This window comes from Blastocatellia bacterium (genome assembly GCA_016713405.1).
Lineage (GTDB): Bacteria > Acidobacteriota > Blastocatellia > Chloracidobacteriales > JADJPF01 > JADJPF01.
Genome location: JADJPF010000001.1, coordinates 530,400 through 546,412 on the forward strand (window position 1 = coordinate 530,400; position 16,013 = coordinate 546,412).

A 16,013-nucleotide genomic window follows, 5' to 3' on the forward strand; every position below is an offset into this window, starting at 1 on the left:
TAAAGATCCAGACAACATAGATGGTCTAATTTCATCCAATGGATTAGCAATAGATGGTTTAGGAAATATTTTTATGGATGTTATTAGCAGAGTTATTATGTTGCCAATAAGCCAAACTTCTGTTGAAGCAAAAACTGTCGCTGGCAGTAATTTAGTTAATTTGCGTGGAAATGGAGACTTAGCTGTTAATGCTGGTTTAGGTTTTGCTAGTGGTGTAGTTGCTGACTCACAAAATAATTTATTTATTTCTGATTTAATAAATGAAGTAGTAAGAAAAGTTGATAGTTCTACAGGTATTATAAGCACTTTTGCTGGTAGTGGGCCAAAAATAATTTTTACTCCTAGCCAAGGAGATGGAAAAATAGCTACAGATCCAGATGTTGTTTTTAGCCCAGATTCTTTAGAGGTTGACAAAGCAGGAAATCTTCTAATTTTAGATACTTTAAATGAACAAATTAGAAACGTTAATGCCAATACTCAAATAATCAGCACTGTTGCAGGCTCTTTTCCAGGTTCTAAAAAAGATGGTATAAAAGCTAAAAAAGCAAGCTTAACCGATCCTATTGATTTAACTATTGATAATAATGGTAATATTTTTCTCTCTGAAATTAGGCGTGTTCGTAAAATAGATGCTAAAACCAAAAAAATTACTACTATTGCTGGTACTGGTAGAGTAGGAGACATTAATAATATTCCTGATAATGTTCCTGCAACAAGTGTTGAAATTGGCCCTAGAGAAATAGTTGCAGATCCACAAGGCAACATTTTTATTAATGATAGAAATCGAATTCGCCGTATTGATGGGCAAACCAATATAATTACTACAATTGCAGGTAATGGAAAAATAGGTTTTAGAGATGCTGACACACCTCTTAATACTAGTTTAGGAACCGTTTCTGGGTTAGCAATGGATAAAGCAGGTAATATTTTTATTGCTTCATCTGAGTTTGTATCAGGAACGTCAGTTTCTGGAGGCTTTTTTAATACTCGTATTTGGCGACTAGATGCACAAAGCGGAAAATTAACAGTTTTTGCTAGTGGTCAAGCAGATGAATACAGCGGTGATGGTGGACAAGTTGCTAATGCTCGTGTTGCTGGTACACCAGTTTTAAGTATTGATGCTAATGGCAATTTGCTAATAGTTTCTACAGATATACAAACTTTTTCATATGTACGACTAGTAAAATTATCTAATTAATTTAATTGATAGCTATTAATTAATTTTAATCAGAGGTTAAGCAATTGACTCCCGAACATTGGCAGAAAGTAAAATTAATAATTGAAGAAGCTCTTGAATTTCAAGGTGCCAAACAAGAAGAATTTTTACTTTCTGTTTGTGGCAAAGATAAAGAGCTTTATGATGAAGTGAAAAATTTAATTGCTGCTGATGAGGCTGCAAATAGCTTTTTAGAAATTCCTGCTCATAAATTAGTTCCTGATAGCGACTTACACACAAAAAAATTACACAGGGAAAAAAACTGTTGCTCCTGAATTAAAAATAGGAGAGCTTTTTTTAGGTAAATATGAGTTAGTAAAATTAATTGGCACAGGTGGTATGGGCCAAGTCTATCAAGCACGCCATATTGATTTAAGCACTATGGTAGCAATAAAAGTGCTTAATACTTATTGGACACAAGACGACGATGCCATAGAACGTTTTAAGCGTGAAGCTCGCACAGCAGCTAAACTTGATCATCCAAATACAGTTAGAGTTTTTGATTATGGTGTAGCAGAAAAAACTTGTTATTTAATAATGGAGTGTTTAGAAGGTGAAACACTTCGTAAACGATTAAGGATAATAAGCAGATGTCTTTAACCCAAGTTATAGATTTTGCTAAACAAGTTTGTCAAGCTTTATCAATGATTCATAGCAAAGGTGTTGACCATCGGGACTTAAAACCGGATAATATTTTTTCCATCAAAAGATGGACGAGAAGTAGTTAAATTGCTTGATTTTGGTATTGCTAAACTTACCACTTTTACCAGGGTGGCGCACCACTAACTAATCCAGGAGATATTTTGGAACGCCACATTATATGTCACCTGAACAATGCCAAGGAAAATCCTTAGATGGACGTTCTGATATCTATTCTTTAGGAATTATTTTGTATGAAATGCTAGCAGGTCGTAATCCTTTTGAAGCTGATAGCACGCTAAGTTTTATGTATGCTCACGTTAATACACCTGCTCCTGATTTAATAGAATTTGCTCCTGATCTTCCTATGGCTCTTTGTCAAGTAGTGATGAAATCAATTGCTAAAGATGTTCGTGAGCGAACTCAAACAGCAGAAGAACTTTGGCAAGCTTTATCTGATACAGCAAATTCTACTATTTCTAACCGTGCTAATCTAGTAACTGTACAAAATAAACTTCCTATAAGTAAGTTACCTTCAGTTGCTACAACAGCTAATACTTTAATAGTAAAAAAACAAGAAGAAAAAGGCATTACTACTGATAAGTTATGGAAAATGAATTATTTATTAACAGCAGCAGTAATTGTTGTTGCTCTATCTAGTGGTTTTGGTCTTTGGAGTCTTAGCTGAAAGCTTTCTACATCAGCAACTCCAATAAACACTTCAGCTTCAACAGTTAATAAAAAATCTTGAAACGCCAAAATTTTAACAACTTCAACAAACATACCTGATTTATCTCAATTTGTCCTAATTCCAAGTGCAATGGCAAAAATTGGTCGTGAGTTAACAGATTGTTTAGAAATTCCAGGTTGTAAAATTCCAGATGAAGAAGTTCCAGAACATTTTAGTAGAGCTAGAGTCTTATTATTTAAGTAAATATGAAGTGACAAATAAAGAGTATCAAGAATTTGTTTTAGATTCCGTTCTACACACCACCAGAACATTGGAAAGGTAATAATTTCCCAATCAACACAGAAGATTACCCTGTCACCAAGGTTAGTTGGGAGGATGCTAATAATTATTGTAAATGGAGATCTAAAAAGATGGAATTTCTTACCGTTTACCAACAGAAGAAGAATGGGAATATGCTGCACGGAGCAACACTAATAATCATTTTCCTTGGGGAAATCTTTGGAAAGAAGGTCTAGCCAATATAGCAGTAGCGGACGAAAACAGAAACCCTTTACCTATAAATCAAGCTCCAAATATTACTACAGATAAAAGCCCTTTTGGAATTTTTATGATGGCTGGTAATATAAGCGAGTGGACTAGTTCAAGTTTTAGGTTATACCCTAATAGCAATTATAAATTTAAGAAATCAGACCTAGAATGCAAAATTATTCGTGGAGGAAACTTTAGTAATGCAGTTGTAGATTCTCGTACTAGTTCGCGGATTTGGGATCTGCCAAATACTTTGCAAGAAGATCTAGGTTTTCGTTTAGCCGTTTCAGCAAAATGAGTAAAAATTTTTTATCCTGCTTATTTATTATTTCTTTATTTTTTTTCTTGTCACCCTTAACTTTTGCCCAAAAAAAGCCTAGAAAAGTAGAAATTAAAAAAGCAGAAATTAAACTCCTGCTTATGGTCAATTAACTGTTTATTCTGCGCCAGAAGGGCAGAAATTTACATTAATAACCGCTTACAGGGAAAAATATTAGCTGATGGTAATTTAAGTAAACCAATTACACTAAAACCAGGCAAATACCAACTTAGAATTGAACATAGAGAATATTTTCCTTTTAACCAAGAAATTAAATTAGCAGGCGAAAAGCTTCTGCCAATAGAAGCTAAACTAGAAGCTAAATTTGGACTACTTGAATTAAAATTTGCAAAATTTTCTCCAGAAACAGTAATTAAAATTGATAATAAAATAGTTGATAAAGACCTTTTTACTTTATCCCCAGATAATCTTTTACTAGCAAAACTTCCTGTTGGTAAATATAACCTTACAATAGAGTTAGCTGAACATAAAACATTTTCCTCTCCAATTGAAATTTCTGGACAAGCTTTGCAAATTTCTGTAGTTCTGGAAAAGTTCCAGCTAAATTAAATTACTGCTAAACCAAATACACGTGTTTACTTAAATAAAGAACAAATAGGTATAGTTTCTAGCCTAGGTGTACTAGCTAAACAAGTTTTCTTCGTAATGGTAAATATTTGTTACTTTTAGAAAATAATGGTTTTGAAGCTTATCAAACAATTATTGATCTTGAGGCTGATAAAAACTACTCTTACAGTAGACTTAAAGCCTCGTTTAACAAGTGCTGAATTTGCAGATAACTTTGAAGGTGGTTTAAGTCTTTGGAATGCACCTGATTTATGGAAAGCTGAAAATGGAGTGATGACGGTTCAAGGTATTAACAAAATTGGGATGCCAAAAGACCTTTATTACTGCGAAAGTGAAGTAGTTTTTGGACTACGACTTTTGGATTCTCGCGGGGCAGCCTGGATTATTAATGCTCAGGATGAGAAAAATTATTATTTATTTTACTTAAATGGCCCTACAGGACAGGCCCCAAACAAATTTCAAGTTTTTCTTTGTCGTGATGGAGTATTAAACTTAAATTCTCCAATTGCTCCATCACTTCCAATTATTCCACCTATAAAAGTAGGTGATTCTTACCGTGTTTATATTAGGCTAAAATGGAACTATTGGCATGAAATCTTATCTGGTGCAACAGCAGAAAAAGTTTCTTTAGGATTTTTAAGGATCCTAAAAATAACTTTCTTTGTGGAAATGTTGGTTTTGCCAGCCCAAGCGGAGAAAAATTTCAAGTTCATGGTTTTGTTATTACGCCCTCAGTTAAAACTGATAGCGCAAAGCAAATTGAATAGTTCTTGGTGAAAGATTTGTGTTTACTGATGAGCCAAAGCTAGGAGATTCAAGTATTCTAACTGGCACTCCACGGCTAAATCTAGTGAAGCAATTCCAGCACTACGAAAAGTGTTGCGCTCAACAGCACCATTGCTTGGAGTGGCTAAATCTACTGGAGCAAGCAAAGACACAAAACTTGTATTAGGCTGAAGTTTAATGCGGCTACGACCATTTGAGGAAATTATCAAACCTTCAGTTGTGTTAAGTCTGTCGGTTAAATTGCCATCAAAATTAACGTCTACACTACTATTAACAGTAAATGGTTGTCCTGTTTGTAGAGTGGCGATAGCAGCTAACTCTAGGCCAGAGAGTATTTTACTGTTTGATAAAGCTGATAAATCAAAGTGTGCTGCGCCTGTAAAACGATGGCGAACATCAAAATTAGCACTTGCTCTTTCTGACTTTAAGCCTTCATTACGACCTAACTCGTCTTGTCCAACTGCAAAAGAGCCTGCCAATGTATAAATATCTGAGACATCATCAATTACATGTGAATAGTTATAAGCCACTTGTAAAGCTATACCTTCAGAAAACTTTCGAGTTAATGAGGCTTGTAGCGCGTTGTAATTTGAATTTGCTGCACTTTCAAAAACTGTTACTGCTCCTAAAGCTAAGTTTGGACGTTTTAAGGTAGGAATTACTTGAGTTGGAAATCCTGGAATCAACCTAATTCCAACCGAGCTAGATTGTCCTGCATTTGGAGTACGTACACGGGTTAGTTTTCTTGCGCTAGTGCCAACATAAGCCAAAGTTAAAGTGTAGCGATCTAATAAAACCTTTTCTAAAGATAGTGAATATTGATGTAGATAAGAGCTTTTTAAGTTTTTCAGGTAAAGTAACGCCAGCACCAAAACCGCTTCCCATAAAAGCCCGCCTTCTACCTGCAACAAAGCTCCAAGTCCAGTAATAAATTGATTTTGAGGTAGTCCAACGGTGTTTAATGTGCCAAATTGAATTAATGGAATATCTAAATTATTTCCAAAACGAATAAATGCCGGGTTAGCTGTAAGTGCTTCACTAAAAGGATATTAGAGCCAAAATTTACGGGATAAAGTTTGGAAAAGCGTTCCGAGATTGATTAACCAATGTTCCTAGAATTGGGTCATAAAATAACCCATAACCCCCGCGTAGAGCTAGACGGCCTTTTTTGCTTAAATCATAAGCAAAGCTAATTCGAGGAGCAAAATTATTGTTATCTACTTCATAAATCTTTTGGCGACCATCTAAAAAACTTTTTTGTGCTGCAAGGCTTCTTAAGAAAACTTGTGCTGTAGGTCGAGTTGGGTCAAATGGTGGAAGTTCAGAATCCATAATTGTTAAAGAGCGTTCTAACCGTCCGGTTGCATCTGTTGGGATGCTATTTCTTTCATACCTTAAGCCAAGTTCTAAAGTTAAATTTTGTTGGACTCGTAATTGACTATGAATAAAAAAGTTAGTTTCTGTAAAACGTAGCGCGAGTGTTGAATCAGGAACTATTGCCAGGGCTTGAGAAATATCAGCAGGCAAGCCAAAGCAGCAAAATTTGCTCCTGTGCCAACGGTTAAACCTTGTCTTGGACGGTTAATAAAGCCTGAGTTAAAAAGTTATTTGAGTTCTATAATTACGGTCTAAAAAGCTATTAAGCTGTACTCGGCGAATATCTACACCAAATTTTAGTGAAAGCATTCCTTTTGTTATTGCTGTTGTATTAGCAAACTGAAGAGTGTTATTAACACGGCCTTGAGAAAAGAATCTGTATCAATTCCTATTGGACTAAATGGAGCAAGTAATATTCTTCCTATTGGGCCAGTGCGTCCATCTGTTTGTCCATCTGCATTAAAATCTTGTCCAGTTGATCCCAGATATGAAAAATAAATGGGCTACCAGATAATTCTGAAAAACTTAATGCAGTACGTCCATAAGAAAACCTAGCTTGATTAGCGGTATTTGCACTTAAATCTATATTTAGGGCTAAAGCTAAGTTTTGAGTTCTAGTTTTTGCTTGAATGCTGGAATTAATAGCTTGATCAACACTTGGAATAGTAGTTTTATCATCAGTAAAATTATAACGAGTTGTTAGATTTGAAGCTTTTTCAATAGGTAATCGATAATCACTTTTAATTGAAAAAGTGTCCCACGTCCGCTAGCTGCTAAAATTCTAGTCAAAGTATTTTCTTGATAAGGGCCACCTAAATTATTAGGTAAAGGATAAAAATTTTGGTCAAGTATATCTAAACCTAATTTGCTAGAGCGTCTTGCTAGATTTAAGCTGCTAGCACGCTCTAAGGTTGTTCAGGACAGAAAAATGTCTTCCTCCTGTACACGGTTAATGCTTTTATGTTCAAAGTTAGCAAATAAATTTAATTTGTTTGCAATTAATGGAAAACCTATTGCTCCACCAACTTGATTACGTGTAAAAGGGTTTTTCTTAGGGTTACTTTGTTTGGAAAGGTCAAAAAATCACGAGCATTAAGGGCAGAATCATAAAAAAATTATAAACTTCCCCATTTATTTTATTGCCACCTGTGCGGCTAACGATGTTGATTTGTCCACTATTGCGTCCAGCTTCAGCATTAGAAAGTAGTGTAGAGATTTCAAATTCTGTAATGCTTTCTGCTGTTTGACTAGCAACTAAAGTAAAACCTTCGGCGACGAAACACCTACATCTTGATCATTATTGTCTGAACCATCAATTGTAAAGTTATTAGCTCTAGCTCTTGCCCCATTGACGGAAAATTGTCCTGCTGTCACAACTCCGATGCCAGGGCCGCTAACACCATTAGTTGTTGGTGCTGGTAAAACACCAGCCACTAGCAAAGCAAAAGCATCAAAGCTACGAATTCCTGTTAATGGAAGGGCAGTAATAAACTCAGTTGTAGCACTACCACGTAAGGTAGAATCAGCAATATTAGCTTGCAAGACTCCAGCAATATTTTGTGGGACGGTGACAGGTTGGGGGAAGGCTAACAGGAATAAGTTGTATTGGGGCGGTTTAATAACTTTTTCTCGATTTACTTCGCAACAAATCTTTCAATTATATTAGATTTATAACCTTCTTTTGATGCTTCAATTCGATATTCTCCAGCAGGTAAAAAATCAATACGATAGATGCCTTGTAAGTCTGTTTTTTTAGCATAAACAAAACCATTGCTTAAATGGGTGACTCTTACAACTACACCAACTAAAGGAGTTAAACTTTCATCAATTACTCGCCCAGAAAGAGTTCCTGTAATGGTTTGCCAAGCTAGAACTGGAGCGCAAAAGAAGTTGGAAACACTAATAACAAAGAAATATAAAATCTCAAAACTACCCCAAAAACAACAATTAATTTTATTTTGAGTTATAACAATAGACGCGCAATTTATTTACACTTTCTATCTTTTATTATCCAGTCAAAGCCACTTTCTATCTTTTCGGAAAAACTTTTAAGAAAGCTGATAGGGTTTTTAATTTTTTTGCGCGTCCCTAAATGAAAACAAATAATTTCATCTAGGGAGATAGTTTAATGAAGTCAAATAATATGTTATGCAATTATCGCCTACAAGTTTTTGCTTTGAGTACCAGAAATTAGCCAACTTAGCGAAACATCTTTTAGAATGGATAGCCTTTCAGAAATAGTTATTACTGGACGTAATTTTACTAATGATAGTTTAATAGTTTTTGGAGATCAATTAATTAAAAATCCAACTATTAGCTCTACACAAATAAGATTTGGCTTACCTCCCCAAAGTTTTGCTGGTGTAAAAACACTCTCTGTTATTACTCGTGCTGGCATAGCACAACAAGAAATAAATATTACAGCTAAACCAGTATCAGAATTAGCTGTAGGTGAAATAACAACTGTAGCAGGTGGAACATTTTCTTATGGTGATGGGCAAATAGCTAGTAAAGCTAATATAGCTGGTGTCGAAACGGTATTGTTTGACAAAGCTGGCAATATTTATTTTGCAGATACTTTTGGCGGTAGAGTTCGCCGCATTGACGCACAAACAAAAGTTGTTACAACTGTTGCTGGAGGGGGAAAAGTAGCGGAAGATGGACAATTAGCTTTACTTTCAAGTATTAGACCACGTGGACTTGCTTTAGATAATACTGGTAATCTATTGATTGCAGATGATTTAACAAAATCTATCAAACGAGTTGATATATTAACAAACGCTATTAACACATTAGCTGGAGGTATAGAGGCCCGTGCATTTTGGGGATGGCGATTTAGCTATAAAAGCTTCTTTAGGTAAATTGGTTTCTGATGTAGCAGTTGATCAAAACAACAATATTTACATTGCTACAGAAGGTCGAATCCGTCGAATTGATGCTAAAACAGGGATCATCACAACTTTTGCAGGTAATGGTGAAAAATTATTCTCTGGTGATGGTGCATTAGCAACTAATGCTGGACTAGGTGAATTCTTAAAAATTGCAGTTGATCAAAAAGGAAATCTTTTTATTTTATCAACTGAAAATAATAGAGTTAGAAAAGTAGATCCAACAACAAATATTATTACAACTATTGCTGGTAATGGAAAAAGTCCTTTTGGGTCTAGCAATCCACTTGGGGATCGTGATGGAAAATTAGCTACAGAAATTCCAATTTCTCCTTTTGCACTTTCACTAGATAAAGATAGTAATTTAATAATTATTGGTGTAGGGTTTGGCAAAATAGATTTTCAAACAGGTATTTATAATGAATTACAAACTAAATTTGTAGGTGCTAAAGATGATGGATTACTAATTAGTGGAGGAATAGCAGTTGATGCTAATGGCAATATTTTAATTAGTTCACAAACAGCTTTACTCTTAAGGGATGCTAGTACAGCAGAAGGCATTACTCAAATTATTGCTGGTAATAGACGGGTAAATTCTCGCGGAACTGAAGGACAAGCTAGCAATGCTTCTATTGGCTTGGCACTATCAGCTGTTAGTGATCCAGTAGGAAACTTATTTGTTGGGGATCTCCAAAACAACCTTATTTATAAAATAGATGCAACTACAGGAAATTTATTAACTGTTGCAGGTTCAGGGCCAAAACTAATTTTTAACAGTGGCGGTGGTGATGGAAAAGTTGCTACTGACTCAGACGTATCTTTTGCACTAACTAATATTACTGTAGATAATTCAGGAAATATTTTTATTGTAGATAGTCTTGATGAGCGTGTCCGTAGAGTTGATGCACGTACCAAAATTATTACAACTGTTGCAGGTGCTTTTAGTCAAAGAATGGTTGCTGATGGTGAACTTGCTACGGCTGGAAGTATTGGAGCCGTCACAGATGCTTTGGTAGATGATCAAGGTAATTTGTTAATTTCAACAGGTGGGCGTATTCGCCGAGTAGATGCTAGAACTAATATCATTACTACAATTGCTGGTACAGGTCAAAAAGGTTCTAGCGGCGATGGAGGGGTAGCAACTAAAGCAACAATTTTCCCAACTGCTTTAGCAATGGACAGTAATAAAAATGTTTTCTTGGTAAATAATGACCGCATTCGTCGAATTGATGCTAAAACCAATATTATTACTACGGTTGCTGGAAATGGGGAAACACGCTTTAGCGGTGAAGGTGGACTAGCTACTAATGCTGGACTAGGTTTTGTTTCTAATGTAAGTATTGGCGCAGATGGAGACTTGTTTATTAGTGCAGTTGATTTTGACCCTCAATCATTTAGAACTACTCAACGCATTTGGCGGGTTGATTCACAAACAAACGTTATTTCTAACTTTATTAGCGGTGATGAATCTATAGCTAAAGGTGATGGCGGGCCAGTTTCACAAGCAACCCTAAGTGGTTTTGGTGGTAGGGTATCTGCTGATAAAGATGGTAATTTATTAATTAGCACTTTTTCTGACGCTTCTTCTAATGTCCGTTTTGTTAAACTTTCAGAAAATGTTAGAAGCACTATGCAAATAGTTGCAGGTAGTGTTAGTTATCAAAAACAAGTTTTAACAATTAATGGTCGTGGTTTTGATGATGACACTAAAGTAACAATTAATGGTAAAGATGTAACAAGCTTAATGATGAACAAATCAGAAGATAAGCTTGATCTTCGAGGAAGTCGTAAGCAATTAAACCTTAGTAAAGCTAAAAATGAATTAGTAATTACTAATGCAGTAGGTGGTAGTTCAAGAATTTCTTTCTAAATTTTGTTTGGTGAAGGTGAATAAGGGGCAGTCTTTCGAGGCTGCCTTTTTATTTTTGTAACTTATATTTAATTTCTTTTGATTTTTTCTGGACTAGCACTTTGAAATGATCACTAATGCCACCAGGTATAAAGAAGTTTTTTAATGCCAGTCGAGTTTTTAATGACTTAAAACTATCAGGATCTTGTGTTATTAATTGCTCTAGCCGTTCTAGTAAACCTAACTTAATTAAAAAATCTGCTTGCCTAGTAAAAACCAAGTTTTCTAGCCCAAATTCTTGTCCATAATAAATTAATGCAGAAAAATTTACACCAGAAGTGATATCTTGTTCTCCAATATTTTCAAAAACTTGAGAGTTAAGTTTATGTTTAGAAAAACATTTTATTGTTCCTGTTAAATTTTCTGGGCTATAAAGATGATCTGACAAATCACCATAGTCAATAATAATGATAAAGCCTTCTATTAAAGAGTTAACAAGGGTTTTAAGCCATTTAATAGCGTCTAAATTGATTTCAATTACTTGATTTTCTATTAATTCAATTTTTAATTTTCTTAAGTATTCTTCTAGTTCAGCCGTTTTAGCCTTTTGCCAAAAGGGTTTTAAGCTCACGCCATCGCTATTTAAGTAAAGCTCTTCTAGCTTACCTTTGGAAAACTGCACTTTGTGAACTGCAAAAGCGTCCACAACTTCATTAGCAATAATAATTGCTGTTTGAGGATTTTCTTGTAACTCATTGTAATTTAACCATTTAACCTGGCCTAGAAATGGAGCAAGTTTTTCTTTTTGTAGTGTTTGCATTGTGGGGCTGATTTCGCAAACCGTGTATTGAATATTATTTTGAGGAAAATTATTTTCTGTAATTAAACTATAAATAATATCAAAAGCAAGTTGTCCGGTGCCAGCACCTATTTCTAAAATATTGATTTTCTGGGAGTTAGAATCTAATTGTTTATAAAGCCGTAAACATTCTTTAGCTAGCAATGCTCCAAAGCTAGCATCAACGTTTGCTGAGGTGTAATAATCGCCACGCACACCAATTTTTTCTTTATCATTAAAATAATAGCCTAAATTTTTATGATAAAGTGCTGTGTGCATAAACTCGTAAAAGGTAATAGCACCAGTGTTTTTTATTTGCTCAGTTAGTTTTGCTGTTAGCTCATTCATAAGCAAAATAGAAATATAGAATTATTGCCATTTGCCCGGAGCTAGCATAGCTGCCATTCGTGCAGGGTTTTTAATTTCTTGATCAATCATCCAAGTACTAGCATCCTTACTTAGTTCTTGACCTTGAGGACTGTTCATTAAAAGTCCTCGGTTATATCTAGCAGCAGCAGAATAAAGTGACATTTCTAAACTATCAAAAATGACTTCTGCTTCAGCCAATAATTCAATAGCTTTTTTATTATCTCGGCGCATTGTAGCTAAACTAGCTCGTATCAAGCCAGCTAAAGCATTGCCCCAAGACATTTTTTCTTGCTCAATTCTTTTTATATCTTGTTGTGCTTGACGTAAAAATTCTTCATTGTTATCAATAGTTTGCGCCATTGCTAGGGCTACACGGGCGTGTAAATGGTAGGTTTCAATAAGAAAAACTTGGATTCTAAACAGTAAAGACTTGTTTAAGCTTTGCCAGCAGTCATTTAATTTTTGCCAAGCTTGCTGAACATCTCCACTATAAAGAGCTACTTCTATTTCTCCAAATAACTCCCAGTAATGTTGTAATTGAAAATCACTTTCCTGCGAAGATTGCTTAATAGCTAAATTAAGCCCTTTTTTAGCATCTAAAACGCTATCTTGTGCCAAATTTATAATATAGTAGCGTGTATGTAGTAGCGTAATCGCAGATAAATCACCACGTTCTTTAGCATCTCTTAACAGCGGCGGCAAGCGGTGAATAAGCTCTTTTATCTCGCCCATAAAATATAATGAGCGTAATAAATAGATTTGAATTACATCTAACTCCCAGAAAATTCTAGTGTAATTTTCTCGTAGTGTTGTTTCTGCACGTTCTAACAACTCCTTAGCTTTTGCCCAATTGCCTACAAAATAAGCTGCCGCGCCAGCAGTTAAAGTTGCTACACCTAAAGCGTGTGGGTGGTGTATTCGCTCAGCTAAAGCTAAAGCAGTTTGAACTAGTTTTTCGGTCTCTTCTTTAGCGTGTCCACCTGCGCTTGCTGAATGAATAACATCTAAAGCAATAGCTCTTGCTACTCGGTATGGTTCACCTAAGTTCAACGCATACAACAAATGCCTAACTTGAAAATCTGCTGCTCGTACTGGATCAACAAATGTTAATCCAATTGTTACTGACCATAGAGTATCAACTTTTGCTAAATCTTCGTCTGATAAGTCATTAGCTTCTCGTTCTTGAAAACTTAAACCACGCACTTTTAAGTAAGTGCGTCTCAAGAAAGCAGAAAAAAAAGCTCTTTGTGGAGTTTTAGCAAAGCCTATATCTAAGGTTTTAAGAAGGTCTTGCAAAATAGTTACACCTTGGTCAACATAGCCATTAACTAAAAACTGCTCGCTTGCAAGTCGTTGTAAAGTAAGCTTTTGGGTAGACTCTGCTTTTTCTGCTGCTGCCAAATAAGCTTGTGCTGCTTCTAGTCCATGACCAGCATTTGCAAGAGCATCACCTAGTTTTACCCAAGTAGGCTGTTTTTTATCCTCATAATTAGAAAGTGAATCAATAATAAACCTATAAAGTTGAATTGCTCGATCAAAGGCTAATGCCTCAATAGCTTGTTCTGCGGCTAGTTCGCTATATTTAATGGTATTTTCCAAATCTCCAGCATCACGAAAATGAGCCATTAGTACTTCAGCATCTTGACATTGTGTTGCTTCTAGGGCCAAAGCAAGCTTTAAGTGATAATTTTTTAACTCTTCAGGAGTTAACTTAGATAAAATTATTTCTCTAATGCGATTATGATAAGGCTCTACGGTGTCACCTTGTGGGGTTCGTCGGACACGAATTAGCCTAGCAGATCGTAAAGTTGCCATTACCATAGGCTCTTCAGCACCTAATTGTATTGCTCGGCGAATTACTTCAACTTCTATTGGGCTACCATTAACTACAATTAATTGCAAAAATTCTTTTGCTGAAGGGGAAATACTTGCAAATCTAGCTTCAACTATATTATCTAGGCTAACTATTGTTTCAACTAACTTTAATTCAGCACTAATATTTTTGCTCTTTTTCTTTTCTTTTTCTGTTAACTCAAACCTAACTAATTCATCTATAAAATAAGGGTTTCCTTTAGATTCACGAGCAATTTTTTTAATTTTTTCTGGTGCAATTGTTTCTTTATCTTCTAGCAGTGCATAAATTAATTCTTCAGCCTCATCTAGGCTTAATTCTCCTACTTCTAGCTTACGTACTTCTAACTTATAGTTATGGTCTGCCAAAAAAGCTAGAAGCTCTTTTAACATTGGGCTAGTTTCTGTTTCTTCGCTTCGGTAAGTAGCAATTAAAAATATTGCTGGAGGCTCAGGATGGCGCAGCAATTCTGCCATCAAAGCAGCACTATCAGCATCTCCCCAATGAAGATCATCAATAAACATTACTAGCATTTCACGGTCTGCTAGCCTAACTAATAATTCACGTAGCGCAGTAAAAGAACGGCGGCGAAGTTCCCTAGTATCAGGGCTATTTAGTATTCGACGGCGTGCAGCAGCAACAACTTCTAGCTGTCTTAAAACAGGGAATAAGCGAACTAAAGCAAGTACATCATGAGGCAAAATAGCTTCTAACTCATTTGGTGTAAGCCCTTTAAGATAACGACTTAGAGCATCAACAATGCTATCTAGAGCTTTATAGGGGACAGATTCACGCTCATAGCAGCGGCCAGATAACACTAATGCTTTTGCTTCAAGTGATTGAATTGCATCAATATAATGGCGTGCCAACGCACTTTTACCTAAACCAGAACCTCCATGCACTAGAACTGTTACACCTTTTCCTTCTTTCATCTTTAAGAAGGCTTCATCCAAATTATTTAAAAGTTCTTCACGACCAACAAAGGGAAGAGATTCAATTGGAGAAAGTTGGGTTAGCTGAGTTAGGCTTTTTCTAAGATCTGAAGTATGACCAGTAAAAATGCGTTTTAAGATTTCTTTACCCTTTGGCCGATCTTCTGGCAGTCGCCTAAGTAAATCAATGCAAATTTCGTCTAAATCTCTTGGCACGCCAGAAACTAGATCGCTTGGTGGGAGTGGTTCACGGCGTTGTTTTTTTAGCATTATTTCTGCTGATGAGCCAGTAAAGGGAAGTTGACCAGTCAAAGCTTGAAAAAGCATTACACCAAAACTATACCAATCACTTGCTTCTGTTCCAGGCATTCCGCAAGCTTGTTCAGGTGACATAAATTGAGGTGTTCCAACTACTCTAGAAGCTTGTTCATTGCTGCTTTTTCGGCTTAACTCTATTGCTAGGCCAAAATCTAAGATAACAACTCTACCTTCCTTAGTTACTAAAACATTAGAAGGTTTTAAGTCTCGGTGTAATTTTCCTGCTGAGTGCAGTGCCATAACTCCCATAGCTAGTTGTCTTATTAAATCTCTTAACTGCTCTAAATCAATTATGCAGGGTGGGACTAATTCTTTAACTAGTTTTGTGGTTAATGCTTTAGTTGGAGTTTTTTTAGCTATGGCAGGCGAAAAAGCTATAGAAGCTAAGTTAGCTGGAAAATTATGTGTAGGGTCAGACATAGTTAGAGTTTCTGTTTCTACTTTTCTTGCTGCTGTTGCTCGTTTTCCTCCATCAGGCTTTACCGTTGCATCTCCTCGAATATATCTAAGAAAGTTTACTCCTTGAACTAATTCCATGGTAAAAAACCATTGATCCCCCTCACAAATTAGTTCATAAAGTGCAGCTAAGTTTCTATGGGTAATGTCTGCTAAGGCACGAAACTCTTGCTTAAAACGATAAATTGCTTCTGAATCGCTATTATGTAAAGTTTTAAGTGCTACAGGGGCATTACGTTCTCGGTCAAAAGCTTCATAAACCACGCCAAAGCCACCTGAGCCTAAGCGTTGTCTAATTTCAAAGCGTTCTGTTCCAGCAAAATCTTTTTCTACACTACCCATAAAACCTTACCTCAATACACCAATA

The 16,013-nt window shown here is 35.7% G+C and carries 16 protein-coding genes; 10 read left to right on the plus strand and 6 right to left on the minus strand.

Translation table 11 applies throughout. The features are described from left to right. Positions 1 to 73 precede the first annotated feature (73 nt). The 8 genes from IPK14_02245 to IPK14_02280 all read left to right on the plus strand — a co-directional run bounded on the left by IPK14_02245 (position 74) and on the right by IPK14_02280 (position 4,758). Positions 74 to 1,198 (plus strand): hypothetical protein, encoded by a 1,125-nt coding sequence (locus IPK14_02245; GenBank protein MBK7992258.1) that lies wholly within the window; start codon positions 74 to 76, stop codon positions 1,196 to 1,198. 44 nt (positions 1,199 to 1,242) lie between these two features. Continuing rightward, positions 1,243 to 1,491 carry a hypothetical protein gene (locus IPK14_02250; protein ID MBK7992259.1) on the plus strand — a complete coding sequence of 83 codons (249 nt, stop codon included), beginning with the start codon at positions 1,243 to 1,245 and terminating at the stop codon, positions 1,489 to 1,491. A 64-nt stretch (positions 1,492 to 1,555) separates the two neighbouring features. Beyond that, positions 1,556 to 1,816, plus strand: coding sequence for a protein kinase (locus IPK14_02255; protein ID MBK7992260.1), 261 nt, complete (start codon positions 1,556 to 1,558; stop codon positions 1,814 to 1,816). After that, positions 1,807 to 1,944 carry a hypothetical protein gene (locus tag IPK14_02260; protein ID MBK7992261.1) on the plus strand — a complete coding sequence of 46 codons (138 nt, stop codon included), beginning with the start codon at positions 1,807 to 1,809 and terminating at the stop codon, positions 1,942 to 1,944. The genes IPK14_02255 and IPK14_02260 overlap by 10 nt, the downstream gene beginning before the upstream one ends. 92 nt (positions 1,945 to 2,036) lie before the next feature. Beyond that, positions 2,037 to 2,543, plus strand: a complete 507-nt coding sequence (locus IPK14_02265; GenBank protein ID MBK7992262.1) for a protein kinase — start codon at positions 2,037 to 2,039, stop codon at positions 2,541 to 2,543. Positions 2,544 to 2,830: 287 nt separating this feature from the next. Beyond that, positions 2,831 to 3,061 carry an SUMF1/EgtB/PvdO family nonheme iron enzyme gene (locus tag IPK14_02270; GenBank protein ID MBK7992263.1) on the plus strand — a complete coding sequence of 77 codons (231 nt, stop codon included), beginning with the start codon at positions 2,831 to 2,833 and terminating at the stop codon, positions 3,059 to 3,061. Then, complete coding sequence (locus IPK14_02275) at positions 2,962 to 3,372, plus strand: SUMF1/EgtB/PvdO family nonheme iron enzyme (protein MBK7992264.1); 411 nt, start codon at positions 2,962 to 2,964, stop codon at positions 3,370 to 3,372. Before IPK14_02270 ends, IPK14_02275 begins: the two co-directional genes overlap by 100 nt. A 750-nt stretch (positions 3,373 to 4,122) precedes the next feature. Continuing rightward, positions 4,123 to 4,758: a hypothetical protein gene (locus IPK14_02280; GenBank protein ID MBK7992265.1), complete on the plus strand. Its 636-nt coding sequence runs from the start codon at positions 4,123 to 4,125 to the stop codon at positions 4,756 to 4,758. A gap of 11 nt (positions 4,759 to 4,769) precedes the next feature. Here IPK14_02280 and IPK14_02285 read toward each other — a convergent pair whose 3' ends face one another. From IPK14_02285 to IPK14_02300, 4 genes are all read right to left on the minus strand, one after another. Next, complete coding sequence (locus tag IPK14_02285; GenBank protein ID MBK7992266.1) at positions 4,770 to 5,675, minus strand: hypothetical protein; 906 nt, start codon at positions 5,673 to 5,675, stop codon at positions 4,770 to 4,772. A 154-nt stretch (positions 5,676 to 5,829) separates the two neighbouring features. Next, positions 5,830 to 6,294 (minus strand): TonB-dependent receptor, encoded by a 465-nt coding sequence (locus IPK14_02290; GenBank protein MBK7992267.1) that lies wholly within the window; start codon positions 6,292 to 6,294, stop codon positions 5,830 to 5,832. Between the two features lie 1,104 nt (positions 6,295 to 7,398). Further along, positions 7,399 to 7,686: a hypothetical protein gene (locus IPK14_02295; protein MBK7992268.1), complete on the minus strand. Its 288-nt coding sequence runs from the start codon at positions 7,684 to 7,686 to the stop codon at positions 7,399 to 7,401. A gap of 92 nt (positions 7,687 to 7,778) precedes the next feature. Continuing rightward, on the minus strand, positions 7,779 to 8,132 hold the full coding sequence (locus IPK14_02300) for a carboxypeptidase regulatory-like domain-containing protein (GenBank protein ID MBK7992269.1): 354 nt from the start codon (positions 8,130 to 8,132) through the stop codon (positions 7,779 to 7,781). Between the two features lie 231 nt (positions 8,133 to 8,363). Between IPK14_02300 and IPK14_02305 the strand changes: the two genes are divergently transcribed. Further along, positions 8,364 to 9,005 (plus strand): IPT/TIG domain-containing protein, encoded by a 642-nt coding sequence (locus IPK14_02305; protein MBK7992270.1) that lies wholly within the window; start codon positions 8,364 to 8,366, stop codon positions 9,003 to 9,005. Next, on the plus strand, positions 8,959 to 10,902 hold the full coding sequence (locus IPK14_02310; protein ID MBK7992271.1) for a hypothetical protein: 1,944 nt from the start codon (positions 8,959 to 8,961) through the stop codon (positions 10,900 to 10,902). The genes IPK14_02305 and IPK14_02310 overlap by 47 nt, the downstream gene beginning before the upstream one ends. A 49-nt stretch (positions 10,903 to 10,951) precedes the next feature. On the opposite strand, the gene IPK14_02315 is transcribed toward IPK14_02310, so the two are convergent. Next, positions 10,952 to 12,067 (minus strand): SAM-dependent methyltransferase, encoded by a 1,116-nt coding sequence (locus tag IPK14_02315; GenBank protein MBK7992272.1) that lies wholly within the window; start codon positions 12,065 to 12,067, stop codon positions 10,952 to 10,954. A 21-nt stretch (positions 12,068 to 12,088) separates the two neighbouring features. Continuing rightward, positions 12,089 to 15,988: a protein kinase gene (locus IPK14_02320; protein MBK7992273.1), complete on the minus strand. Its 3,900-nt coding sequence runs from the start codon at positions 15,986 to 15,988 to the stop codon at positions 12,089 to 12,091. Between the last annotated feature and the right edge of the window lie 25 nt (positions 15,989 to 16,013).